This window comes from Kaistella sp. CFF1-2 (genome assembly GCF_059509915.1).
The window spans coordinates 688786-712552 of the sequence record NZ_JCAKLF010000002.1 but is presented as its reverse complement, the minus strand read 5'-3'; the positions used below and the strand labels follow the sequence as shown (position 1 = coordinate 712552).

At 37.1% G+C, this 23767-nt stretch carries 23 protein-coding genes; 15 read left to right on the top strand and 8 right to left on the bottom strand.

Annotated features, from left to right (window positions below):
• The first annotated feature begins 18 nt into the window (after nucleotides 1-18).
• On the top strand, nucleotides 19-615 hold the full coding sequence (locus AC5XHR_RS08465) for a hypothetical protein (protein WP_495950341.1): 597 nt from the start codon (nucleotides 19-21) through the stop codon (nucleotides 613-615).
• Between the two features lie 27 nt (nucleotides 616-642).
• Here the strand turns inward: AC5XHR_RS08465 and AC5XHR_RS08460 are convergent, their stop codons facing one another.
• The 3 genes from AC5XHR_RS08460 to AC5XHR_RS08450 form a co-directional block, all read right to left on the bottom strand.
• Nucleotides 643-1131, bottom strand: a complete 489-nt coding sequence (locus AC5XHR_RS08460) for a hypothetical protein (RefSeq protein ID WP_495950340.1) — start codon at nucleotides 1129-1131, stop codon at nucleotides 643-645.
• Between the two features lie 167 nt (nucleotides 1132-1298).
• The gene (locus AC5XHR_RS08455; protein ID WP_495950339.1) at nucleotides 1299-2063 is read right to left on the bottom strand and encodes a hypothetical protein; all 765 of its coding nucleotides are present in this window, start codon (nucleotides 2061-2063) and stop codon (nucleotides 1299-1301) included.
• A gap of 2 nt (nucleotides 2064-2065) precedes the next feature.
• Nucleotides 2066-2761 carry a peptidylprolyl isomerase gene (locus AC5XHR_RS08450; RefSeq protein ID WP_495950338.1) on the bottom strand — a complete coding sequence of 232 codons (696 nt, stop codon included), beginning with the start codon at nucleotides 2759-2761 and terminating at the stop codon, nucleotides 2066-2068.
• Between the two features lie 155 nt (nucleotides 2762-2916).
• On the opposite strand from AC5XHR_RS08450, the gene AC5XHR_RS08445 reads away from it, so the two are divergent.
• The 5 genes from AC5XHR_RS08445 to AC5XHR_RS08425 all read left to right on the top strand — a co-directional run bounded on the left by AC5XHR_RS08445 (nucleotide 2917) and on the right by AC5XHR_RS08425 (nucleotide 7672).
• Nucleotides 2917-3594 carry a YceI family protein gene (locus AC5XHR_RS08445; protein ID WP_495950337.1) on the top strand — a complete coding sequence of 226 codons (678 nt, stop codon included), beginning with the start codon at nucleotides 2917-2919 and terminating at the stop codon, nucleotides 3592-3594.
• Nucleotides 3595-3847: 253 nt separating this feature from the next.
• Nucleotides 3848-5617, top strand: a complete 1770-nt coding sequence (gene mutL / locus AC5XHR_RS08440) for a DNA mismatch repair endonuclease MutL (protein WP_495950336.1) — start codon at nucleotides 3848-3850, stop codon at nucleotides 5615-5617.
• A 3-nt stretch (nucleotides 5618-5620) separates the two neighbouring features.
• Nucleotides 5621-6355 carry a rhomboid family intramembrane serine protease gene (locus AC5XHR_RS08435; protein WP_495950335.1) on the top strand — a complete coding sequence of 245 codons (735 nt, stop codon included), beginning with the start codon at nucleotides 5621-5623 and terminating at the stop codon, nucleotides 6353-6355.
• A gap of 1 nt (nucleotide 6356) precedes the next feature.
• Complete coding sequence (locus AC5XHR_RS08430) at nucleotides 6357-7325, top strand: endonuclease/exonuclease/phosphatase family protein (RefSeq protein ID WP_495950334.1); 969 nt, start codon at nucleotides 6357-6359, stop codon at nucleotides 7323-7325.
• Nucleotides 7325-7672, top strand: coding sequence for a hypothetical protein (locus AC5XHR_RS08425; protein WP_495950333.1), 348 nt, complete (start codon nucleotides 7325-7327; stop codon nucleotides 7670-7672). Before AC5XHR_RS08430 ends, AC5XHR_RS08425 begins: the two co-directional genes overlap by 1 nt.
• A 28-nt stretch (nucleotides 7673-7700) precedes the next feature.
• Here the strand turns inward: AC5XHR_RS08425 and hemE are convergent, their stop codons facing one another.
• Genes hemE through hemA form a run of 4 tightly spaced genes read right to left on the bottom strand, consistent with a single transcriptional unit; the run spans nucleotide 7701 to nucleotide 11611 of the window.
• Entirely contained in the window at nucleotides 7701-8732 is a 1032-nt protein-coding gene (hemE, locus tag AC5XHR_RS08420; protein ID WP_495950332.1) for a uroporphyrinogen decarboxylase, read from the bottom strand.
• Between the two features lie 8 nt (nucleotides 8733-8740).
• Nucleotides 8741-9427 (bottom strand): uroporphyrinogen-III synthase, encoded by a 687-nt coding sequence (locus tag AC5XHR_RS08415; protein WP_495950331.1) that lies wholly within the window; start codon nucleotides 9425-9427, stop codon nucleotides 8741-8743.
• A gap of 14 nt (nucleotides 9428-9441) precedes the next feature.
• On the bottom strand, nucleotides 9442-10350 hold the full coding sequence (gene hemC, locus AC5XHR_RS08410) for a hydroxymethylbilane synthase (RefSeq protein ID WP_495950330.1): 909 nt from the start codon (nucleotides 10348-10350) through the stop codon (nucleotides 9442-9444).
• Nucleotides 10337-11611: a glutamyl-tRNA reductase gene (hemA, locus tag AC5XHR_RS08405; RefSeq protein WP_495950329.1), complete on the bottom strand. Its 1275-nt coding sequence runs from the start codon at nucleotides 11609-11611 to the stop codon at nucleotides 10337-10339. Before hemA ends, hemC begins: the two co-directional genes overlap by 14 nt.
• Before the next feature lie 246 nt (nucleotides 11612-11857).
• Here hemA and AC5XHR_RS08400 point away from each other — a divergent pair, with 246 nt between their 5' ends.
• The 5 genes from AC5XHR_RS08400 to rodA are packed head-to-tail and all read left to right on the top strand — an operon-like array spanning nucleotide 11858 to nucleotide 17524.
• A complete protein-coding gene (locus AC5XHR_RS08400) occupies nucleotides 11858-12883 on the top strand; it encodes a rod shape-determining protein (RefSeq protein WP_495950328.1) in 1026 nt (341 codons plus the stop codon).
• Nucleotides 12884-12905: 22 nt separating this feature from the next.
• Nucleotides 12906-13760: a rod shape-determining protein MreC gene (gene mreC / locus AC5XHR_RS08395; RefSeq protein WP_495950327.1), complete on the top strand. Its 855-nt coding sequence runs from the start codon at nucleotides 12906-12908 to the stop codon at nucleotides 13758-13760.
• Nucleotides 13753-14259: a rod shape-determining protein MreD gene (locus AC5XHR_RS08390; RefSeq protein ID WP_495950326.1), complete on the top strand. Its 507-nt coding sequence runs from the start codon at nucleotides 13753-13755 to the stop codon at nucleotides 14257-14259. The genes mreC and AC5XHR_RS08390 overlap by 8 nt, the downstream gene beginning before the upstream one ends.
• On the top strand, nucleotides 14256-16298 hold the full coding sequence (locus AC5XHR_RS08385; protein WP_495950325.1) for a penicillin-binding transpeptidase domain-containing protein: 2043 nt from the start codon (nucleotides 14256-14258) through the stop codon (nucleotides 16296-16298). Before AC5XHR_RS08390 ends, AC5XHR_RS08385 begins: the two co-directional genes overlap by 4 nt.
• Entirely contained in the window at nucleotides 16295-17524 is a 1230-nt protein-coding gene (rodA, locus tag AC5XHR_RS08380) for a rod shape-determining protein RodA (RefSeq protein ID WP_495950324.1), read from the top strand. Before AC5XHR_RS08385 ends, rodA begins: the two co-directional genes overlap by 4 nt.
• A gap of 12 nt (nucleotides 17525-17536) precedes the next feature.
• On the opposite strand, the gene AC5XHR_RS08375 is transcribed toward rodA, so the two are convergent.
• The gene (locus AC5XHR_RS08375; protein ID WP_495950323.1) at nucleotides 17537-19051 is read right to left on the bottom strand and encodes a GH3 auxin-responsive promoter family protein; all 1515 of its coding nucleotides are present in this window, start codon (nucleotides 19049-19051) and stop codon (nucleotides 17537-17539) included.
• A gap of 93 nt (nucleotides 19052-19144) precedes the next feature.
• On the opposite strand from AC5XHR_RS08375, the gene AC5XHR_RS08370 reads away from it, so the two are divergent.
• The 4 genes from AC5XHR_RS08370 to AC5XHR_RS08355 all read left to right on the top strand — a co-directional run bounded on the left by AC5XHR_RS08370 (nucleotide 19145) and on the right by AC5XHR_RS08355 (nucleotide 23742).
• Nucleotides 19145-20461 (top strand): TolC family protein, encoded by a 1317-nt coding sequence (locus AC5XHR_RS08370; RefSeq protein WP_495950322.1) that lies wholly within the window; start codon nucleotides 19145-19147, stop codon nucleotides 20459-20461.
• Between the two features lies 1 nt (nucleotide 20462).
• Nucleotides 20463-21068 (top strand): SprT-like domain-containing protein, encoded by a 606-nt coding sequence (locus AC5XHR_RS08365; protein WP_495950321.1) that lies wholly within the window; start codon nucleotides 20463-20465, stop codon nucleotides 21066-21068.
• Nucleotides 21055-22137, top strand: a complete 1083-nt coding sequence (locus tag AC5XHR_RS08360) for a mannose-1-phosphate guanylyltransferase (RefSeq protein WP_495950320.1) — start codon at nucleotides 21055-21057, stop codon at nucleotides 22135-22137. The genes AC5XHR_RS08365 and AC5XHR_RS08360 overlap by 14 nt, the downstream gene beginning before the upstream one ends.
• 72 nt (nucleotides 22138-22209) lie before the next feature.
• Nucleotides 22210-23742, top strand: coding sequence for a YifB family Mg chelatase-like AAA ATPase (locus tag AC5XHR_RS08355; RefSeq protein ID WP_495950319.1), 1533 nt, complete (start codon nucleotides 22210-22212; stop codon nucleotides 23740-23742).
• Nucleotides 23743-23767: the final 25 nt, after the last annotated feature.

Sequence of the window (23767 nt, the reverse complement as noted above, 5' to 3'; positions counted from 1 at the left end):
TTTAGTACACACACATCAATGTCACAAGAAGAAGGGACAACCTTTCACGAAATATTCGGAAAAGCAAAGATCGATGATTTTACCGTCTTAGCCACTCTTGAAGTTGATTGTCAAAGTTTTGACATTCCTCTGATATACTATTACCGAATTACAGCAGACAATTTCATCCAATTTATAGCGCTGGTTGAAGATTGTAAAATAAAAGACGAGGAAAAAATTGAGAGTCAATACAAATACAATGCTAGAAGGTCTTTCCAAGAAAATTTAATCCGATGTTTTGAAGACATTTTCCATAAAAGATTACCCTTTCAGTCGTTACCGTACAATTGGAAATCACAACACCTTAATGACACTGATTTTGAAACAATTATAACTTCTATTAAAGACAAAATAAAGGGTTTCACCACAAGTCCTTTATTAGAAATTTTCACAAAATTTATGTTGAATCCTAAACCCTATAATACGGAAAAAGGACTCTATTATGCCAACTGCGTCGGTTCTAATAGCCATCACATTTACATCGATATCAATACAGATGAATGGGGATGCGGATACTGCCGAAAAAAAGGGGGAGTAAAAGAACTACAGGAGTGGGTAAATGTTTCCTTAATATAGAAAAAATACTCTTGCCAATTTACTAAATTACTTTTGTGAGTATTTTTTAATTGCTTTTTTTAATTCAATATTAAATGCTCCTGTTAAGAAATCTTTGTCACTAAATATATTATCAAAAATATGCAATGAATCTATTTCTTGAACCCTACTATTTAAATAAGCAAACCCTAGTTCAACAACATTTTCAAAAATTTCTGAATTGGAATTCACTTTAAACTTTTCAAAAATCGCACCTGGATAAATAAATACATTAGATAAACCATACTCAAATTTTGGAAGTTGTAATTTCCCTTTTTGCAATTCGTAGTTCTCATTATTATATGTGAAAACCAAAAGATCAAAAGCAACGAAAAAACATAAATAATAAACAAAGTATGATCGTTCTTCTTTTGACATTTTTGAGAAGTCAATTGATGGAAAGCCAAGGTAAATCATCCCTTCACTTGATGAATAGTACTTTTGTTCAATTTTTAATAATTGAGCATTCAAATGATTAAAAAAAATATCTACTTGCATTATTTAAAACACTGTTAAATCTACAATTACGCCATTTTCAACTATTATATAATTCATCAATCCAAGCTTGTACTTTCCATCCTGCAACTACTTCTTCAAAAGAAAATGCACCAAATTTTGCGGAGTATTTTTTGTTTTTAGGGTCACACGCTTTTATTCGGATATAGTTATAAAACTACAGGTCTTTCACGAATCTCATAAGGAATATCTTCGAAAAGCGGTGTATTTAACATTGATGGTAGCCAATTTTCAACACCACCCAAAATATCAGCATCGCTCACTCCTTTAGAATTAAAATCAGATTTCAGCACTCTAAAAGCAATATCTTTAAATTCAGTCAAAGATAAATCTACAATACCTTTCTTAATATTTAATTTCAACAATTCTATAACAATTCTCAGCCTTACAATTATGTCCCCATAAATAGAAATACTTTCCAAATGCCTGACAGACTCATAAGTAGATTCAATTGAAGAAAACATAAAATAATCGCCCTCTTTTGTATAAAACCAATTTCCATCAGGTAAATCAGTATTACTGTAATTTAAATAAGGGAGTGTTGAAATGTCAATTTGCTGCTCTTCATCTTTAACTTTTATAGCTTTCCCTGTATTTCTTAATCTGGGTGTTTCAGAAACTACCCTTCCAAACAATAAATTTGATTTGTCATAATTTACTTCTTCATCAAAACTATTGTATACAGACAACAAGCAAGTATCAAGTCCATTAATTTCTTTTAGAGAAAAATAAGAAGCATTGATATACTCATAATTAAGGTGCTCTAAAGATTTTATTTCCTTGAAAGGAATGCACGAAAGAGGTATTTTAATATAATTCAATTTGATTATCCAAATCTTTCTATTTGATTTTGATTTCCATTCTTTGTTGCTCCATTCTTTGTTTATATTTGGTAATCGTCCTCTCTCAGCCAACCTTACTTCCTCTTCACCATCTTAGCCTTGATGATACGAACGTCCTCTAAGGGTCGATCTTTGTCTTCACCTTTGCTCGTTGGTGTTGCGGCAATTTTATCCAAAACATCAAAACCTTTAACTAACTGACCAAATACGGTGTAATTTCCATCCAAATGCGGTGAGCCGCCCTCTTTCATATACGAAGCACGTCGATCTTGCGGAATCACAGCGCCTTTTAATCGTTTCGTTTGCAACGTATCCAAAGCTCCACTTGTCCAAACTTTTCCCTGAACAATGTAAAACTGGCTTCCACTACTCGCTTTTTGTGGGTTCACATCATCACCTTCCCGAGCTGCTGCTAAAGCTCCTTTCTTATGAAACAAAGTAGAATTAAATTCTGCTGGAATAGTATACGCTGGTCCGCCTTCACCTAAAGGTTTTCCTTTGGCTGCGTTTCGACTATCTGGATCACCTGATTGAATCATGAAGTTTTTAATCACCCGATGAAATAAAACCCCATCATAGTATTTCGTTTTCACTAACTTGATGAAATTGTCACGATGTTGAGGCGTTAAATCACTTAAACGCAATTCCATATCGCCATAATTGGTTTGCAACAATACATCTTTTTGATAATCGTTCTTCGTGACTTTTGTCGTTGTACAACTCATCGCAAGCGCCAAACCAACGATTAAGAATTTATTTAGGTGTGCCATAATTTTGTTTTAAACAAATAGATGAAAAATTATTCAAGTGGTAAAAAATATTTAATGGAATTTTTGCTTTTATTATCATACATCAAGAAGAATATGATTTGGAGATCCTAACTTTGCCACCTAAATAATACGAAAACATTTAAAAAAATAATAAAATGAAAGGTTTGAAATTATCATTTGTCGCTTTAGGATTAGCTTTAGCACTAGTATCTTGTAAAAAAACAGAAACAGATACGACTTCAACAGGTGAAAAGCAAGAAGCTGCTGCACACGTTGGCGAAACATATACTGCTGAGAAAGCCGTTAGTACCGTGAAGTGGACTGCAGCGCACAAAGGAGGTGTTGCTCCAAGATTCGGGACGCTTTCTATTACAGAAGGAACATTTGCAGTTGATAATGGAGCGGTAACTGGTGGTAAATTCGTCATCGATATCAACTCTCTTGTAGTTGATCCAGCTTCGGTAACAGAAGCAGACAAAAAACCAGAAGAACTTGCAGGACATTTGAAATCGGCTGATTTTTTTGACGCTACCAAATATCCATCTGCTACATTCGAAATTACAGGCGTAGCTCCGTTTGATGCTACAAAAGATATAAGTAAATTGGAAGGTGCAACAAACGTTGTTAGCGGAAACCTTACTTTAAAAGACAAAACGGTTAATGTTACTTTTCCTGCAAAAATTTCAATTACAGAGGCGGGTGTAGATCTAGCAGCTAACTTTACAGTTGACAGAAGCGCTTGGAACTTGACCTATGGCACAGAAGGAGACCCTAAAGACTGGGCTATTTCTAAAGACATTGACATCGCATTGGATGTTAAAGCAAAAAAATAACTTTTCTTGATAAAAAGTAAAATGAAAACACCTCGCAAAATGCGAGGTGTTTTTTTTGAATACTATAACTTTAATCGTAACTGAGAAAGCCCTACAATACTTTTTAGCCAAGTTTTCATAATAAATTTCCACCCTTACATCTATCTTCTTTCCTATTTTTTCTTGGTTTTCAATTCTTGTTTCTAGATTTTATAAAAAATTTTTTATTCGCATTAGGTTCACTATTTTTGTACGTCTTTTTACAAATCAGTTTATGTCGGATATCATTCAGCTTTTACCAGATCATGTTGCCAACCAAATCGCTGCGGGCGAAGTGGTGCAACGGCCTGCTTCCATTGTTAAAGAACTTTTGGAAAACGCCATTGATGCTGGAGCAACAAAAGTAGAACTCATTATCCGCGAAGCTGGACGAAATTTGGTTCAAGTCGTGGATAACGGTTCCGGAATGTCCGAAACTGACGCTCGACTGGCTTTCGAAAGACACGCTACATCGAAAATCCGTACGACCGAAGATATTTTTTCCATTGCAACCAAAGGCTTTCGTGGTGAAGCATTGGCTTCCATTGCGGCGGTTGCTCAGGTGGAATTAAAAACCAAAAAGCACGACCAGCCTTTAGGAACGACGATTTATATTGAAGGGGGCGAATTGCAGTTTCAAGAGCCCGTTCAAACGTCGGAAGGTTCTAATATTTCGGTTAAAAATCTTTTCTACAACGTTCCGGCAAGACGTAAGTTTTTGAAAAACAACAATATTGAATTTCGACATATTATTGATGAATTTCAGCGTGTTGCACTAGCACATCAAGATATTGAGTTTGATTTGTTTCATAACGACGAACCAATTTTTAGACTTCGAAAAGGAACATCCATGCAGCGAATTGTGGAGATTTTCGGACGAAAATTACAACCGCTTTTAATTCCAATTAAAGAAGATTTGGATTGGGTGAATTTTCAAGGCTATGTGGCAAAACCTGAAGGTGCCAAGAAAGTTCGCGGTGAACAATTTTTCTTTGTTAACAACCGCTATTTCAAAAGTGCATACCTAAACAAAGCCGTTCAGGAAGCATTTGAAGGCTTGTTGCAGCCAGGATATATTCCATCTTTCTTTTTGTTTTTAGAAATCGAACCCGAGAAAATTGATGTCAATATTCATCCGCAAAAAACACAGGTGAAATTCGAAGATGAGCATTTGATTTTTGCATTAATTCGATCAACAATCAAGCGTTCATTGGGAATTTACAACATCACTCCAAGTTTAGATTTCGACAAAGATCCGCAGATGGATCAGTTTTTCGGAACACCATCCAAGGCGAATTCGGATTACAAACCGACGTCCGTTTCCGTTCCACGAGACTTTAATCCTTTTTCAGATGAGGTAAAACCATCTAAAATGGAAATGGTAAATCTTACGGAAATGTATCAACAAGATCCTTCGGCAGAACCTTCTAAAATAAATTTATTTGATGAAGAAGAGGATTTTGAAGAAGATTTGTTACGCTTACCGAATGGCTATTGGATTTACAATAAAGGCGACAAAACCTTAATGCTCGATCCAGGACGAATTTTCCGCGTCATCCAAGCTGAAAATAACAAAGAAGCAAAACGCAGTTCACACAGCCAGCCACTTTTGTACTCTTTGGAATATCACCTCAACGAAATTGAAAAAAACAAATACCGTTCGATTAAGAAATATCTGCCTTCATTAGGTTTTGATATGACGCTTGCACAAGAAAATGTTTTGCGTATTGATGCTGTTCCTGAAGGTTTGAAGGAATCACAAGTCATCAAATTTTTGGAGAAAATATTTGAGATTTTAGAATACAAATCCGAAGACGAATTCATGCTGTATTATGAATATCAGTGGAGTAAGGTAAACTCGAAGTCGCGTTTCGACTTTATTTATAAATACGAAATGGAAAGTTTATTAAAAGACTTTGCTAAATTAGGTTGGTCCAATTATACGTCAACAGGCAAGCTTTGCTTTCTAGAATTACCGCTCGATGAGCTTAAAAACAAATTTTAAATTATGTTTGGACAACTAACCCCAATAACACGAAATATCATCATTCTTAATGTTGCTGTTTTCGCATTTGCTTACTTTATCCCGTTACTAGACGTGATTTTACCAGCATACTATCCATTTTCACCGAATTTTAAATCATGGCAAATCGTTACGCATATGTTTATGCACGGTGGACTTATGCATATTTTGTTCAACATGCTTACATTGGCGAGTTTCGGACCGGTTTTGGAACAATATTTAAAAGAAAAACGCTATCTAATTCTCTATTTTGCAAGTGGATTGGGCGCTTTTGTTTTATTTAACTTGTGGAATTTCTATGAAGTTCAAACGTTGGTTTCTTCATTAAAATCAATGGGTGTAGATCCTTCCATAATATATGAACAATCTGCAATTGGATATCATGGTTCAAATGCCAATCCTGGTACAACTCCCGAAAGTAGAGAGTTGGCTCAGCAATTATATAATGCTTTAAGAATACCAATGGTAGGAGCATCAGGAGCAATTTTTGGAGTTGTAGCGGCTTTTTCCACATTATTTCCAGACGCTAAATTGATGTTCATGTTTATTCCGTTTCCGATAAAGGCGAAATATTTATTTCCAATTATTATTGTAGTGTCTGTTTATCTAGGTTTTTCGGGAAGCATGAGCGGGATTGCACACTTTGCCCATGTTGGTGGCGCACTAGTTGGCTTCATTTTGGCTAAGGTTTGGAATAAAAATAAATTCCGAATTCAATAAAATGAAAATTATCCGAATCCTTGTCTTTATTCTGCATTTAGCGGTCGTATTGCTTTTGTTAGCGACGTTTCTTAACGCGTACATTCCACCAAGTTTTACGTCATTGCTGAGTTTATTGGCTTTAGGGTTCCCTATTTTATTGATTATCCATCTTGTTTTTACGGCTTTTTGGATTATTTCTTGGAAGAAAAGAGCCTTTGTTTTTCTATTAGCAACCGTTCCTCTCTATCCTATGGCAAATCGTTGGATAACATGGAACAAGCAATCGGAAGGAAATTTCAGATTGGTTACCTTCAACGTGAAAGCTGGAAATTACGGTGTTGAAAACATCAATCGCTACTTAAAGATGCACCATGCCGATGTGATTTTCCTACAAGAAACAGGAAATAAAGACTATCTCGCGAATGATTATAACGTTAAAAAAACGTCCATTGTAACCATACTTTCGAAAAATCCAATTGAAAATTCGGGAAACATCGATATTCCGGGAATCGGGCAATCGTTATTTGCAGACATTAAAATCAATGGAAAAACCATTCGATTTATTAATGGCTATTTGGAGCCTTTTCAAATTGACAAATCGATGGTTCGTCCAACGAGCGACACCGAAGTCAATCAAGAAAAAGCAAAATATTTGATTCGATATATGATTCCAACGTTTAAAAAACATCAAAACCAAGTTGATGTTTTAAAACAGTACATCGAGTCTTCTCCACATCCCGTCATTATTGGTGGCGATCTTAATTCCGTTCCGAATTCATGGGAATATTATCATTTAAGTGAAGGATTAAACGATCCGTTTACAATCGCAGGAAAAGGCTTGGGAACGAGTTTTCATTCTTTTAAATTTCCAATTCGAATTGATTATGTTTTTTCAAGCAAAGATCTGAAACCAACATCTTATCAAATCGATCGAAAAGTTATGCTATCCGATCATTTTCCTGTAATAACCGAATTTAAAATTCCATAATGAAACCATTTGCTGTTGTATTTTGTGCTTTAGTTCTCGTGTCTTGTTCCAAAAAAGAAGATGCCTCAGCCAAGTTCCCGAACGAAGGAGCTTATGTTGAAATTCGCTACGACACCACCGCTGTTGATTCATTTTCTACGGGAGCGTCCAATGTGAATATTGAGCAAAATATTAAAATGGCCTCGAAAACCTATCGGGATTCGGTCACCAAAGTTTTACTACAAGAAAAAGAACGTAAGGAATTGGTAAAACAAGCGGAGGAATTGGCTAAAAAGGAAGCCGAAAAGAAAAAATTAGACGATAAAAAAGCTGCTGAATCTCAAAGTTCAACAACTTCAAATCCATAAAAAAAACGCCTGAAGGCGCTTTTCTATTTTAGTTTTTAGGTTTCCATTCCACCACAGCTCTAATAAAAGCTTCGGCGTTTTCTAATGGAATATTCGGTAAAATTCCGTGACCCAAATTAGCGATGTATTTATCTTTTCCAAAACGATCAATCATCTCGTGAACCATCTTACGAATTGTTTCTGGCGACGAATGCAAACGTGCTGGATCAAAATTTCCTTGCAACGTGATTTGGTTGTTCGTTATTTGACGAGCCATTTCTGGTGTAATCGTCCAATCTACACCTAAGGCAGAAACTGGAGATTGCATCATCGTATCCAAAGCAAACCAACATCCTTTTCCGAAAACAACAACATGCGTTAACGGAGCCAAAGCATCAACAATCTGCTGAATATACTGCCAAGAGAATTCTTGATAATCTGCTGGTGAAAGCATTCCGCCCCAAGAGTCAAAAACTTGAACGGCAGAAACTCCTTTTTCAACTTTTCTCTTTAAATAAGCGATCGTTGTATCGGTGATTTTCTGTAATAGTTTATGAGCCGATTCTGGCTGTTGGAAACAAAATGATTTCGCAATGTCAAATGCTTTCGATCCTTTTCCTTCAACACAATAACACAAAATCGTCCATGGAGAACCTGCAAAACCGATTAATGGAACTTCATTATCTAATTTAGACAACGTTAATTCAATTGCATCAAAAACATAGCCCAACGTATCATTTACATCCGGAACTTCAATGGCATCAACTTGTTCTTTCGTTCTAATAGGCGTATCCAACCAAGGTCCTACAGATTCTTTCATTTTGAAATCGATTCCCATAGCTTGAGGAACTACCAAAATATCCGAAAACAAAATCGCAGCATCCAAAGGAAAACGGCGAATCGGCTGAACCGTAATTTCAGCCGCCAACTCTGGCGTTTGGCATCGTGTAAAAAAATCATACTGATCGCGCAAAGCAATAAATTCTGGAAGGTATCTTCCCGCTTGCCTCATCATCCACACTGGTGGTCTTTCTACAGTTTCGCCACGAAGGGCTTTCAGATATAAATCGTTCTTAATCATAATCTTGTTTAGTTTTGGGAAAGTGTCTCCCGAATAACACCTAACAATTCCTCCAAATTGGCTTTTAGACTAATATAAATAGGTTGTTCTGTATAATTTTGCAACTCTTTTTCCGTAGTTGTCCCAATCGCAAAAAGTGTTTTATTCTCTAATGAATTGTTCTTAATATAACTTTGCACACCACTTGGACTGAAAAATACCAACGCTGAATAATCTTTTTCAAAGGTTGGATAAAGCAATTCCGTGCGATACATCTCTATCTTCTTGTACCAAATATTTTGTAAAGGCAAGGCTCGGTCCAAAACATCCAACGAAAGGTTTCCGCAGAAGTGCAGAAACTTCTCATGAACAGAATGTTCGGTGATAAATTCGGACAATTCCGAAGCATAATTTAAAACCTTAAACGTTCCGAATCCTTGTTTACGAAGTTCTTGCTTGGTTTTGTTCCCAACAGCATATACTTTATTGTAATCGCTTTCCGTAAAATTTTCATTCAGTTGAAATCCATTTTCAAAAAACGATCGAACGCCATTAACACTCGTGAAAAGAATAGAGTAGCCTTTCAAGTCAAAAGGTGCTACTTGATGGTGATGAATTGCAATCACTTCTTCAAAATCACATGAAATTCCCGCTCCCAATTTTTGGGAAACAGCAGCTTCATCTAATTTTTTTGTAAAAAGGATTGTTTTGTTCATCGTAAGAAAAGGAATTATTTCGTGGAATTGATTTCAGCCATAATCTCTTTTCCGCCTTGATTCAAAACTAATTGAGCCAATTGGGCACCGTGATTTATAGCGTTTTGAAATTCAAAAATATCGTCCGTTTCGATGCAATTTTTACCATCCAAAGAACAAAGTCTTCCTACAAACCTCATCTTTCCACCATCCATTTCGGCGTATGCCCCAATCGGAGCCGTACATCCGCCTTCCAACGTTTTTAAGAAAACACGTTCCGTCTCCACACAATTTTGCGTTTCCGCATCATTGATAGTTTTCACAATATCGTTAATCTCTTCATTATCAAGTCTTCCAGCAACAGCAACAACACCTTGCGACGGCGCCGAAAGCATAAAAGGAAGCAATTCATAGTCAATATTCAAAGCCAAACGTTTTAGTCCAGCAAGTGAAAACAACGTGGCATCTGCCAAACCATCTTCAATTTTCTGCAAACGGGTATTCACATTCCCTCGAATATCGACAAATTCCGTTTCCGGAAATTCCTTCAACCAAAATGCACGACGACGTAAACTGCTGGTCGCCACTTTCAACTCGTGAAGAGGTTTATCTTTTGCTGCTTCGCTGCGTACCAAGACATCTTGAGGAAAATCACGTTTCAAATACGCGATAATCTCTGTATTATTCGGTAATTGCGTAGGAACATCTTTTAAAGAGTGAACCGCAATGTCAATTTCATTATTCAACAAAGCAATATCCAAATCTTTGGTAAAAACCCCCGTAATCCCCATAGAATACAGTGGTTGATGCAAATTTTTGTCCCCAGTAGAAACAATAGGGACAATTTCAGTTTTGTAATTCTGATTTTGAAGATGTCGTGCCACTTCTCGCGCTTGCCACAAAGCCAAAGGCGAGTTTCGGGTTCCTATCCTAATGTTTTTCATGGAATTCTTTATTGGGTTGTTCTACCAAAATCTCATGCATCAACTTACTCACTTCTTCCGCTTTCATCGGATTTTCAATGATGTATTTGGCGAATCGATTGGTAATTTTTTGTATCATTTTGTCCGAAAGCTCCATATCATCCACCTCAACATACCGATGTTTTTTGTGAATGTTGTGCATTTCGTTGCGCTCCATATTTTTCAACACCGCTTTGAATTGGTGAATCTTAGGCGCTAATTTTCTCGTTTTCTCCCACTCCAAAAAGTCCTTCGTCATGTCTTTGATGATTTCTTCGGCTTTTGGAATTTCTTTTTTCCGCTGCTCCATTGTGTCCTGAATCTGCTGCGAAAGTCGATCAACATCAATTAGCTGAACAGAATCAAGTTCTTCCACATTGGTATCCACGTTATTCGGAATCGAAAGGTCGATAATCAACATTTCTTTTCCTTCCGGGATATGAAGTTTATTTACAATGGGCTCTTTTGCTCCCGTAGCAACAATCAGAACATCAGTATCCGCCAATTCTTCTTTGAAATTTTCAAAAGGAATATTCGGAATATTGTATTTACTAGCTAATTTTGCTGCTTTCTCGAAACTACGGTTGGCGATTTTTATTTTCGGCTGATAAATGTGCTTCACCAAATTTTCAACGGTATTTTGACCAATCTCACCAACACCAAGAAGTAAAATATTTTTCTCGGAAATTTTCTGAATATGATTCAGAATATAATGAACTGCCGCATAGGAAACCGAAGCCGCACCGTTGGAAATTCCCGTTTCGTTTTTAATCTTTTTCGAAATCTGAATCGCCGCGTTTATCGCACGCTCCAAATACGGATTGGAAATTTTCTTTTCTTTTTTGAAACGGCTGTACGCGTTTTTAATCTGACCAATAATTTCGAAATCACCAATAATCTGACTTTCTAATCCACCAGCTACTCGGAAAAGATGATTCAAAGCATCTTCACGATTGATGATGTTGGCGTATTTCATAAATTCCGAAAGAGAAACTCCGACAGAATCACAAAATTCTTCAGCGATTAAAAGGTAATTGGAAGTCGTGGTATAGATTTCGGTTCGGTTACATGTGGACACAACAAAAGCGTCGCCCAAATCGTTGTTGCTCACTTTATGAACAAACTCTTTGACATGGTCGTCAAAAAACGAAAATTTACCGCGTGTTTCTGCATCAGCTTTTTCGTAACTGACGCTTAAAACAGTAAAATTCGAGGTTTGAGGTATGTTAGAATCCTGGCCCATACAGAAAGCACAAAGATACTGAATTTTTTAATTATTAGAACAGATTTTGGAGGCTTATGACAAGTATCACCAAAATCAATATCCTGCTGAATTCCAAACAATTCGCTCAAGGCAAATCAAGAACTTTCTAATTAATTGATTTTTATGTGAATTTTAATAAAATTTTAACCATTTTTTTTCAATAATCCGTAATAAAGAGAGTTATATAATTTATATCTTTGTAATCTTAAAAATTTTTAGAAAAGAATGGGTCTATTTGATATGTTCACGCAAGAAATTGCGATTGACTTAGGTACGGCAAATACGCTGATTATACATAATAACAAAATCGTTATCGATCAGCCATCTATAGTGGCTATCGAGCGTTCTACGGGAAAGCCAATTGCAGTAGGTGAGCAAGCAAAACACATGCAGGGGAAAACACATGAAGACATTAAAACCATCCGTCCGTTAAAAGATGGAGTTATTGCAGATTTCCACGCTTCGGAGCACATGATTAAGGAGTTTATCAAACAAATTCCAGCGATCAAAGGGAAATTATTTCAACCCGCTTTACGTATCGTAATTTGTATTCCATCTGGAATTACAGAGGTTGAAAAACGTGCAGTACGTGACTCTGCACAAAAAGTAAACGCAAAAGAAGTACGATTAATTTACGAACCAATGGCGGCTGCTATCGGGGTGGGAATTGACGTTCAAAAGCCCGAAGGAAACATGATTATCGATATCGGTGGTGGTACTACTGAAATCGCTGTTGTGGCTTTAGGAGGTATCGTTTGTGACAAATCTGTAAAAATTGCAGGGGACGTTTTCACTAATGATATCGCGTATTATTTGAGAACACACCACAATTTATATATCGGTGAAAGAACTGCGGAAAGAGTAAAAATTGAAGTAGGTTCTGCTATCGAAGAATTGGATGTTGAGATTGAAGACATTCCGGTACAAGGTCGTGATTTGATTACAGGGAAACCAAAAGAAATCATGGTGAACTACAAGGAAATCGCTAGAGCATTAGACAAATCGATCATCCGAATTGAAGATGCGGTTATGGAAACGCTTTCTCTTACGCCACCAGAACTTGCTGCAGATATCTACAAAACAGGAATTTACCTTGCAGGAGGTGGAGCTTTGTTACGTGGATTAGCAGATCGTTTGCACAAGAAGACAGGTCTTCCTGTTTTTGTAGCAGAAGATCCGTTAAGAGCGGTAGTTCGCGGAACAGGGATTGCCCTTAAAAACATGGACAAATTCAATTTCCTAATTAAATAATTTCGACAACAACACGTAATCCATGGGCTCTTTGTTAAGATTTTTTTCGAAGAACAGTTTATTCATGTTCTTTTTGGTCTTGCAAGTAGTCGCAATTATTCTGATTTTCACTCGAAATTCGATGCAGCAGTCGTGGCTTGCAGGACAAACTACGGCGTTCAACGCTTGGGTTTCTGGGTATATTGACGAAGGTACTTCGTATCTTAAACTCAAACAAACCAATGAGGATTTGGTTCGTCAGAACAAGCAACTGATGCAAGAACTTTACGGAAAAGACGCTCTGAAAACACCTGTTTTCAGAAAAGTTCATGATACCCTTGGAGGTGGCCAAATTTTCACAATTGTAGATGGCGAAATTGTAAATAACACGATTAATCGTAAGAACAATTATTTCACCATCAACCGAGGAAGCCGTGACGGAGTTCAGCCTAAAATGGGTGTTATTGCGCCCAACGGAATTGCAGGAATTGTTGTGAACACCACCGACAAATATGCATTAGTACAATCGGTTTTAAGTGTTAATAAAATTCGAATTAATGCGGCTTTAAAGAAATCAGGCTATTTTGGAACGTTAACTTGGACGGGTGATGATTCTCGAATTATGCATCTTGCCGATGTGCCGAAATACGTTTCTCTTAAAGTGGGCGACACCGTTGTAACCGACGGAAAATCATCTATTTTTCCACAAGGAAAAATGATTGGAACCGTTGCTGGATATGAAGTAGATAGCAAAACTGGTTTCTGGGATATTTCTGTGGAGTTAAGTGAAAAAATGGGAAATCTTAGCAAAATTTTCGTAGTTAAAAACTTGAAAAAAGCAGAAATCCAAAAAATACAAGACACTCTGAGTGTCGAATTAAAGAAAGACAATGATTAGTAGAAGTATCCTGTCGGACATTATTATCATTTTTATTTTGGTGACATTGCAAATTGTAGTGCTCAACCGAATAGTGATTGCCCAAAAGTACGTTCCGGTGATGTATCCTCTATTCGTTTTGTTCTATCCTTTTTTTAGAAATAAATTTGTTTTCTTAGGCTTAAGTTTCCTTCTTGGATTGGCTATTGATGCTAATTTGGGAACTTGGGGAATCAACGCCTTAGCAACAACCACGGTTGCTTATTTTAGAACGTTAATCTTTAGAACTTCAACCGATACAACAACCGATTTTTTCTCGTTTCAATCCTTGCAATGGTCGCAGTTTATCGTGTTCATATTAACAAGTATTTTCATTCATCAGCTCATAGTGCAATATGTTGAATTTTTCAAATTCACTCGATTCTTCGAAATTATGTTGAATGTTGCAATAACGAGTTTAATCTCCTTTCTTTGTATTTTAGTTTACGCGATCGCATTTAAAATCAAACAAAAGGTGTGAAGTCTCAGTATTTCAGAATAACATTAGCTTTAGGAATCATTGCTGCCATTTTCGTAGCGAGGCTTGCTTATTTACAGTTATTTACAGATCGATACGCTTTAAACGCACTCAACACATCCATTAAAACGGAGTACATTATTCCACAACGTGGGGTAATTTTCGATCGTAATGGGAAAATTCTTGTAGGAAACCAACCTTCGTACGAAATTTCGTACACGGAAGCTTTAATGCGAGATGATTTTGATACACTTGCTTTTTGTAGTTTATTAAATATTTCCAAAGGGGAATTTGAAAAACGAATCGCAAATCTTAAAAAAGAAACCTTCTTCAGTAAATTAACACCTATTCCTTTTGCGAAGAATTTAAGTCGAGAAGATGTGGCTCGAATTCAGGAAATTATCTTTAAATATCCAGCATTTAACATCGTTTCTAGGCCTCAAAGACAATATGAAGTTTCTACATCTGGAAATCTTTTAGGCTACACCAACGAGATTAACAAAAGCGAAATTAAAAAAGACTCAACCTACTATCTTCCAGGTGATTTTATCGGGAAATCGGGAATTGAAAAAGCGTATGAAAATGATCTTCGAGGAATAAAAGGAATAAAATACATTCAGAAAGACATTCGACTTCGAAATGTTGGTCCGTACAAAGAAGGGACGCTAGACAAAGATGTTGTTACCGGTAAAGACATTACTTTAACTATCGATTACGACTTGCAAAAACTCGCCGAAGAGATGCTCGTAAACAAACACGGAGCTGTTGTAGCTATTGATCCTAATAATGGTGAAATTTTAGCGATGGCAACCGGTCCAGACATTGACCCTAATTTATTTACAGGTCCAAACAAATCAAAAAACCTATATCGACTAACCAACGATACCATTTACGATAATCGTCCGACTTTTGACCGCTCTATCCAAGCGGGATATCCTCCGGGTTCCACATTTAAATTAGTGACCGCTTTGGCAGCAATGCAAATGGGCGTGATGGACGAAAATACGATCTTCCCTTGTGGAGGCGGATTCAATTACAAAGGCTTACGAATCAAAGGTCATGGTGGAGCAGATCCTTTAATTCCAGCAATTCAGGTTTCTAGTAACTGTCACTTTTCCTATGCTTTCTTAGCAATCATGAATAAATATCCTGGAAATCCTTCCAAAGGTATTGATGAGTGGAAGGCCATCATGAATAGCTTTGGCTTAGGCGTTTTCCTAAATAATGACCTTGCGGTTGGCGCCAAAGGAAGAATTCCAAGCGGTGAATTTTATGAAAACCGTATGAAGTACATTAACGAAAGAGCTGGACTTAAAAATAAAGACTATAAAAATTGGGATCCTTTAGCAACAGGAGCTGTTTTTAACGGAATGGGACAAGGGGATGTTCTACTTACCCCAATACAAATGGCCAACATGCTTGCTGCCATTGCAAATAAAGGTTGGTTCTATACACCGCATATCGTAAAATCGATTGATGGTAAACCAAATCCAGATCCTCGATTTAAGGTAAAACATAAAACACTGGTTGATCCGAAACACTTCGATCCCGTTTTAAAGGGAATGGAAAGAGTAGTTTTAGCGGGAACAGCGGGAAGATTAAAATCTAATGACTTTACCCAACTAGCAAAAACAGGAACCGCTCAAGTTCCGCAAGGAACAGATAACTCTATTTTCGTATTAATAGCACCCGCAGACAAACCAAAAATCGTAGTCGCAGCCGTTATGGAGCACGCCGGATTTGGCGCAACTTGGGCGGGACCAGCGGCAACTTTAATCGCAGAAAAATATTTGACGGGAACCGTAAAACGAGAATATTTATACAATAAAATGATCACCTCAAGCTTTATGCCTGAATACAAACGTCAATACGTTGTAGATATGAAACGGAAAGGCTGGTACAAAGAACCAAAACCAGATTCTATTAAATTAAAGAAAATACAAGATAGCATACGAAAAGTTGATGCCCTTAAAAAGCAAGTTCAACTTGAGTTAGAAAATAAACCTCAAAAACAAACCAACACCAGCAAAAAAACCAGATGAGAAGTTTCGAAGGAATAGATAAATTAGGTATTGGAATTTACCTTTTGTTGTGCAGCTTTGCTGTTGCCAATATTTATTCTGTGGACGAAACTTTGGGTAAAAAACAATTGATTTTCTTTGGAATTTCAATTCTTGTTGGGGTTTTTATATTCTTGACACGGAGTAAGTTTTTCGAAAATATGTCGGGGATTTTTTATATCGGCGGCGTCTTATTACTCATTGGTTTATTCCCATTTGGTACGGAAATTTTAGGTCAAAAAAACTGGTATAAATTCGGTGGATTCACAATGCAACCTGTAGAATTTGCAAAAATTGGAACTGCCTTAATGTTAGCCAATTACGTTTCTGGACCCGATTTTAATTTAAAATACAATAAGTCTCTTTGGACTTCTTTACTTATTGTTGGGATTCCTGCAGCGGTCGTTTTAATGATTCCCGATGTTGGTTCCTTATTGGTTTTCTTTGCGTTTTCATTTGCTTTATATAGAGAAGGTTTAAGTGGAAAAGTATTTGGTGTAATCGCAATTTTTGCCGCTGTTTTCCTCGTTTCTTTAGCTATAAATCCATGGTACGTCGTTGGTGCAATTGTCCTGTTAACGGTAATTTTACTTTTCTTCAACTACCACAGAATGAGTTGGAATATCGTTTCTGTTTCGTCGATAGCTGGAGTCGTTCTGGTTTTAAGTGCTTTTGCATTAGCAACACCCACAATTTTGGAAAAGCTTCCAAAGCACCAACGGGAGCGTATTGAAGTTCTATATAAAGGGGAAGCCAAGTTCCGAGATACGTCGGGATACAACTTACTGTATTCCAAAACTGCAATTGGGTCGGGCGGATTTTTCGGAAAAGGCTACCGTGAAGGATCGGTAACTCGAGGAAAGTTTGTGCCAGAACAAGAAACGGACTACATCTTTTGTACTGTTGGTGAAGAATGGGGTTTTTTTGGAAGTACGCTTTTAGTCCTGATTTACGCCTTGTTTATTGGTCGAATTTATTATTTATCAGAACGACAAAAGAATGTCTTCAACAGAGTATTTGGGTATAGCTTTGCTTCAATTTTGTTAATGCACTTTGCGATTAATATTGGGATGGTTATGGGACTTTTCCCAACCGTTGGTATTCCGTTACCGTATTTCTCATACGGGGGAAGTTCGCTACTCGCATTCTCTATTATGACGGCTATTTTCTTTAAATTGAATTACGCTGACAAGAACAGCTTGGTTTAAGAAAGAAATCGATTATGAATTTAAAGCCAACAACGGCTCGATAAATTCTCTATCGTTGCTTAATCTCGGTACTTTATTTTGTCCACCTAATTTTCCACGAGACGACATCCATTCGAAGAAAAGATGGGGTTTTGCTTTATGAATAACCGGTTCGCGTAACGTCATATTATTATAGCGTTTGGCTTCATAATCCGAGTTTAATTGCTTTAAAGCATCGTCAAAATGTCTTTTAAAAGCCTCAAAATCTTCGGGTTCTTTGGAGAATTCCATAATCCATTCGTGAGCGCCTTTGGATTTTCCTTCCATAAAAATTGGAGCTCCCGTATATTCTTTAATAATGGAATTGGTTCGTTCACAGGTTTGCTGAAGTGCCGTTTCCACATTATCAATCATCAATTCTTCACCGAAAACATTGATGTGATGCTTGGTTCGACCAGAAATTTTAATTCGATGTGGCTTCAACGAAGTGAAAATTACTGTGTCCCCAATCATATAGCGCCAAAGTCCACCATTTGTGGTAATCACCATCGCGTAATTCTGCCCCAATTCAACTTCCTCAACGGTATACGCTTTTGGGTGTGACTTTCCTAAATCTTCTGTTTTTATGAACTCATAGAAAATACCGTAGTCGAGCATCAACAATAATTCATCAGAACCTCCCTGATCTTGAATTCCGAAAAAACCTTCGGACGCATTATAGATTTCGTAATAATTAATATCTCGTCCAACAACTTCTCGATATTCTTTTTTGTAGGGTTTAAAGCTAATTCCACCATGAAAAAACACCTCTAAGTTCGGCCAAACTTCACCAATACTCCCCTTTCCACTTTCAGCTAAAACTTTTTGCAGCATCACCATCATCCACGAAGGAACTCCAGAAAGGCTACCCACATCCGCAGTTACTACTTCCGAAACTATGGCTTTCATTTTGGTTTCCCATTCCGACATTAAAGACACTTTTTTGCTCGGAACCGTAGTGATTTCTACCCAAAAAGGAAGATTATCAATCAAAATAGCAGATAAATCTCCATATTTCGTGTTGAAGTTTTGATACATTTCTGCGCTTCCACCCAACCGTAAATTTTTGTTCGAAAACAATTTGTTTTCTGGATGGTTGTTCACATAAATAGAAACGAGATCTTTCCCCGCTTTGTAATGACAATCTTGTAAACTGTCTTCTGTAATGGGTATGTATTTACTCTTCGCATTCGTGGTTCCTGAAGATTTTGCAAATTGTTTAATAACGCCCGGCCAAATCACATCCGATTCGCCCTGTCGAGCTCGTTCAATAAACGGCTCATATTCTTCGTAATTAACAATGGGAACTTTATTCTGAAAGTCAGCAATGGTGGCAATGTTTTTAAAACCATATTCCTTACCATAGCATGTATCTTCGGAGCGAAAAAGTTGAGAAAAAAGAATGGCTTGTTGCGTTTGAGAAGGTTCTTTTATGAAACTCTCAATCTGATCAATTCTTTGTTTTATAAACCAATTTACTACGGAATTAAAAAGCGCTTTTGTTGCCATCGAAACAAATATACAGATTTTCTGAACGAGATTCTACACGAATTTGTAACAAAAATCGAAGTTTTTCGTCTAATACTAGAAATAGAGTTACCCATGAAAAACGCAATTGCTTTTGCCTTATTTTTTACTGTATTTAGTATTCAGGCACAGAAAAAATGGACCTTGCAGGAATGTGTAGATTATGCTGCCAAAAATAACTTGCAAATTATCCAAAGTAACCAAAACAAAAGCATTCGTGAGAAAACACTAGAAGCTTCCAAAAAGGAAAAACTTCCTGGAGTTTCGGCTAATTTCAACAACAATGTTTCTTTTGGACAAGGACAAGACGTTTTCGGAAACAACCAGCGTAATGACAATTTCAACAACAGTGCAAATATTGGAGCTAACGTGCTTGTTTTCAACAACGGACGATTAGAAAAACAAGTAAAGCGTGATCTTTTTGAAGTAGAAGCCAGCCAATTTGATGTTGAAAAAATCAGAAACGACATTTCACTAAGTATTGCTGAACAATATTTGAATATCCTTTTAAGCAAAGAGGTTTTAAAAATCAATCAAAGCGCACATGAAAATGCAAAAAAACAATACGAAAGAGCAAAAATTACAACCGAAGTTGGAACAACAGCGCAAACGGTTTTAGCGGAAGCAGAAGCGGCCGTAGCTCGTGAATATCAGAATATTAAAACATCGGAAACCAATACGAAAAATGCGCTTTTAAATCTTGCTATTTTATTGCAATTGGAAGATTTTAGAAATTTTGATGTCGCTGATGCCCCTTATGTTGATCAACTAGAGCCAAATTACATTTCTGCGAATGACGTTTTAACAAAAGCATACGCCAACCAACCACACATCAAAGCAGCAGAAGCGCGAATCAAAGCAGCGGAAGCTCAAACAACAGTTACGGAAACCAATTTTTATCCAACAGTAAGTGCTAACGCAGGAATTGGAACCTTCTATTTTAATTCGTTAAACACAGGAAAAGAATCGAATTTCTTTAATCAATATAAAGACAATTTTGGACAACAAGTAGGCGTTTCCGCAAACATTCCAATTTTCAATAAAGGAATTACGAAGTTGCAAGTGGAACAGGCAAAAATCAATGAAGATATTGCGAAAACAAATCTAGCGCTTCAAAAACAGGATGTTCTTCAAAACGTTCAACGAGCGGAATACAGTGCCGAAAACAATTATGAAATCTACAAAGCAGCCGTTCAATCTGAAAAAAGTTCTAAGCTAGCTTTAGACTTCGCAGAAAAAAGTTATCAAGCGGGTAGATCGAGTATTTATGACCTAAATGTAGCGCGTAATAATTATGCGAATGCACAAGGTGCTGCTGCTCAAGCGAAATACAATTACTTATTTCAAACCAAAGTATTGGAGTTTTATGCAGGAATTCCACTAAGTTTGTAGCATGTCTATTCAGCTGCTGTCTCAGTTTTTGCCACAGCATACCTTTCCGCATCTTCAGAAATGGTTTGGCTCGCATCAAATCCACATTCATATTACCCGTGATCGAAATTCGAAACTTGGGGATTATCGTAAATTGCCCGACAAGTCGCATAAAATCACTTTAAACTCGACTCTAGAACCGGAGTTGTTCTTCTTTGTGTTGACGCATGAATTGGCGCATTTACTTGCTTTTCATCAATACGGATTCCGCATTCCACCGCATGGAACAGAATGGAAAATGGTGTTTCGAAATATGCTTCTTGAAAGCCTAGATGTGTATTCTACAGAATTACAGCAGATTCTCCTTCGGTTTTCTAAATCACCAAAAGCCAATTTTATGGCGAGTGAAGAACTGGTTCGTTATTTTCATCGAGACGAAGGCAATGAGCGTCAAACTTTTGTAGAAAATTTGGATCAAGGTGAGACTTTTGTCTATCGAAAGAAGACCTACGAGTACCAAAAGAAACTTAAAAAAAACTATCTTTGTAAGGAACTGAACAGCGGAAAAACCTATCTTTTCAAAGCGTTGGTTCAAGTTGAAAAACAAAGACTACATGACGACAAATAATAACTATTGTGTAATTATGGCGGGTGGCATCGGAAGTAGATTCTGGCCCTTGAGTACGCAAAAATTTCCGAAACAATTTCAAGACATTTTAGGAACGGGTTCTACGATGATACAGCAAACGTATCAACGAATTTCGGATACCATTCCTAACGAAAATATCTTTGTGATTACCAACAAAGAATATACGGACCTTTGTCGATCTCAACTTCCTCTGGTTCCTGCGGAAAACATCGTTGGCGAACCCATGATGAAGAACACAGCTGCATGCAATTTGTACATGATCAATAAAATTGCAGCGCAAAATCCAGAAGCCAATATTATCGTTCTACCAGCAGATCATTTGATTTTAAATGAAAAACGATTCACTGAAAAAATTGAATTAGCGTTAGAACTTGCCAAGGAAAATGATTATTTGGTTACATTAGGAATTACGCCAACGCGTCCCGATACCGGTTACGGCTATATTCAATATTTGCCGACGAAGAAAGCGCAGTATTATAAAGTAAAAACGTTCACGGAGAAACCTAATTTAGAAATTGCAAAAACCTTTCTAGAAAGTGGCGATTTCTTGTGGAATGCCGGAATTTTTATTTGGAACGTAAAAAGTATTTTAAAATGCTTCAACAAATACCTTCCGGATATGGTTCAACAATTCAATTCGTGTGAATACAATTCAAATAGGGAGGAAGAATGTATTGAGTTAATTTATCCAAAACTTTCTAAAATATCCATCGATAACGGAATTATGGAAAAAGCGGATAACGTGTATGTTATTCCTGCGGATTTAGGTTGGAGCGACCTTGGAACGTGGACTTCCGTTTATGACAATGCAGAAAAAAACGAACTGAATAACGCAATCAATTCTAAAAATATTCTTTCCTACAACAGTACGGGAAATATCGTTTTGGTAAAGAATAAAAACAAAGCGGCTGTCATTGATGGTTTAGAAAACTACATCATTGTAGACACTGATAAAGCCTTACTTATTTGCCCGCGCGACAACGATCAAATGATAAAAGAATACGTAAACGATCTTCGAAACATCAAGCGAGGCGAACGATTTATGTAAATTCAATACAAATCAAATACAAAAAAAATCTGCTTACTCGAGCAGATTTTTTTTTATCTTTAAAATAAAAACATGTTGGTAAAAGTCTATGGAAGTGCAACTTATGGAGTGAGTGCCCAAACCATCACCATTGAGGTTAATGTAGACCCAGGTGTGGGATACCATTTGGTAGGCTTGCCCGATAATGCAATTAAAGAAAGTAGCTACCGAATTTCGGCGGCGCTAAAAAATAACGGGTACAAACTTCCCGGCAAGAAAATCACCATTAATATGGCTCCTGCCGATATGCGAAAAGAAGGTTCTTCCTACGATTTGAGTATCGCTATCGGTATTTTGGCGGCTTCGGGTCAGTTAAAACCTGATTTTATTTCGGAGTATATCATCATTGGTGAGCTATCTTTAGATGGAACGCTTCAACCTATTAAAGGCGGTTTGTCCATTGCGACACAAGCAGCAGCCGAAGGTTTTAAAGGCATTATCTTACCGAAACAAAATGTAAAAGAAGCCGCAATTGTTAGTGAGTTGGATGTTTACGGTGTTGATAGTATTCTAGAAGTCGTTAAGTTTTTCGATGGAGAGCAAGAACTTCAAAAAACAACCATCGATATTGGATTAGAATTTGAAGCAAAATCATCTTCTTTTCCGTTTGATTTTTCCGAAGTGAAAGGTCAGGAATCAGCAAAACGAGCGATGGAAGTCGCTGCGGCAGGTGGACATAATATTATTTTGATTGGTCCGCCCGGCAGTGGAAAAACGATGCTTGCGAAACGTATTCCAAGTATTTTGCCTCCATTAAGTATTGGTGAAGCATTGGAAACAACAAAAATTCACTCTGTTGCTGGAAAAATCGGAACTGAAACATCACTAATGACGATTCGTCCTTTTCGGTCACCTCATCACACAATTTCGGATGTTGCACTTGTTGGCGGTGGAACTTATCCCCAACCTGGTGAAATTTCATTGGCTCACAACGGCGTTTTGTTCTTGGATGAAATGCCTGAATTCAAAAGAAGTGTTTTAGAAGTGATGCGTCAACCGTTGGAAGATCGAACTGTAACAATTTCTAGAGCAAAATTTACGATTAACTATCCCGCAAGTTTTATGTTGGTGGCGAGCATGAATCCTAGTCCAAGTGGATTTTTTCCTGATGATCCAAACAATACGAGTTCACCTTCGGAAATGCAACGATATCTCAATAAATTATCTGGACCACTACTCGATCGTATTGATATTCATATCGAAGTTCCTAAAGTGGAGTTTGAGCAATTATCCGATAAACGACATGGTGAAACAAGTTCAGAAATTCGAAATCGAGTTCTTAGCGCTCGTAAAATTCAAGAAGAACGTTTCCAAGAATCAGATATTTTCTACAACGCCCAAATGGGACGAAAGGATATTGAAAATTATTGCGCTTTAGATTCAAATTCGGAACAGCTACTTAAAAACGCCATGGAAAAACTAAATCTTTCGGCAAGAGCCTACGATCGAATTTTAAAAGTAGCAAGAACAATTGCGGATTTATCCAATTCAGACCAAATTCAATCAGCTCACATCGCCGAAGCAATTCAGTACAGAAGCCTTGATAGAGAGTTTTGGAACGCATAAAAAAACCACCTCGAAAGGTGGCTCA

What these genes read in the sequence shown, in the direction of transcription:
- AC5XHR_RS08415 (WP_495950331.1), bottom strand. Translation starts at nt 9,427, where the DNA reads ATGAACAAAACAATCCTTTTTACAAAAAAATTAGATGAAGCTGCTGTT.
- hemE (WP_495950332.1), bottom strand. Translation starts at nt 8,732, where the DNA reads ATGATTAAGAACGATTTATATCTGAAAGCCCTTCGTGGCGAAACTGTA.
- AC5XHR_RS08390 (WP_495950326.1), top strand. Translation starts at nt 13,753, where the DNA reads ATGATTAGTAGAAGTATCCTGTCGGACATTATTATCATTTTTATTTTG.
- AC5XHR_RS08365 (WP_495950321.1), top strand. Translation starts at nt 20,463, where the DNA reads ATGTCTATTCAGCTGCTGTCTCAGTTTTTGCCACAGCATACCTTTCCG.
- AC5XHR_RS08445 (WP_495950337.1), top strand. Translation starts at nt 2,917, where the DNA reads ATGAAAGGTTTGAAATTATCATTTGTCGCTTTAGGATTAGCTTTAGCA.
- AC5XHR_RS08400 (WP_495950328.1), top strand. Translation starts at nt 11,858, where the DNA reads ATGGGTCTATTTGATATGTTCACGCAAGAAATTGCGATTGACTTAGGT.
- mreC (WP_495950327.1), top strand. Translation starts at nt 12,906, where the DNA reads ATGGGCTCTTTGTTAAGATTTTTTTCGAAGAACAGTTTATTCATGTTC.
- AC5XHR_RS08460 (WP_495950340.1), bottom strand. Translation starts at nt 1,131, where the DNA reads ATGCAAGTAGATATTTTTTTTAATCATTTGAATGCTCAATTATTAAAA.
- rodA (WP_495950324.1), top strand. Translation starts at nt 16,295, where the DNA reads ATGAGAAGTTTCGAAGGAATAGATAAATTAGGTATTGGAATTTACCTT.
- AC5XHR_RS08430 (WP_495950334.1), top strand. Translation starts at nt 6,357, where the DNA reads ATGAAAATTATCCGAATCCTTGTCTTTATTCTGCATTTAGCGGTCGTA.
- AC5XHR_RS08375 (WP_495950323.1), bottom strand. Translation starts at nt 19,051, where the DNA reads ATGGCAACAAAAGCGCTTTTTAATTCCGTAGTAAATTGGTTTATAAAA.
- hemC (WP_495950330.1), bottom strand. Translation starts at nt 10,350, where the DNA reads ATGAAAAACATTAGGATAGGAACCCGAAACTCGCCTTTGGCTTTGTGG.
- AC5XHR_RS08425 (WP_495950333.1), top strand. Translation starts at nt 7,325, where the DNA reads ATGAAACCATTTGCTGTTGTATTTTGTGCTTTAGTTCTCGTGTCTTGT.
- hemA (WP_495950329.1), bottom strand. Translation starts at nt 11,611, where the DNA reads ATGGGCCAGGATTCTAACATACCTCAAACCTCGAATTTTACTGTTTTA.
- AC5XHR_RS08465 (WP_495950341.1), top strand. Translation starts at nt 19, where the DNA reads ATGTCACAAGAAGAAGGGACAACCTTTCACGAAATATTCGGAAAAGCA.
- AC5XHR_RS08370 (WP_495950322.1), top strand. Translation starts at nt 19,145, where the DNA reads ATGAAAAACGCAATTGCTTTTGCCTTATTTTTTACTGTATTTAGTATT.
- AC5XHR_RS08450 (WP_495950338.1), bottom strand. Translation starts at nt 2,761, where the DNA reads ATGGCACACCTAAATAAATTCTTAATCGTTGGTTTGGCGCTTGCGATG.
- AC5XHR_RS08360 (WP_495950320.1), top strand. Translation starts at nt 21,055, where the DNA reads ATGACGACAAATAATAACTATTGTGTAATTATGGCGGGTGGCATCGGA.
- mutL (WP_495950336.1), top strand. Translation starts at nt 3,848, where the DNA reads ATGTCGGATATCATTCAGCTTTTACCAGATCATGTTGCCAACCAAATC.
- AC5XHR_RS08355 (WP_495950319.1), top strand. Translation starts at nt 22,210, where the DNA reads ATGTTGGTAAAAGTCTATGGAAGTGCAACTTATGGAGTGAGTGCCCAA.
- AC5XHR_RS08435 (WP_495950335.1), top strand. Translation starts at nt 5,621, where the DNA reads ATGTTTGGACAACTAACCCCAATAACACGAAATATCATCATTCTTAAT.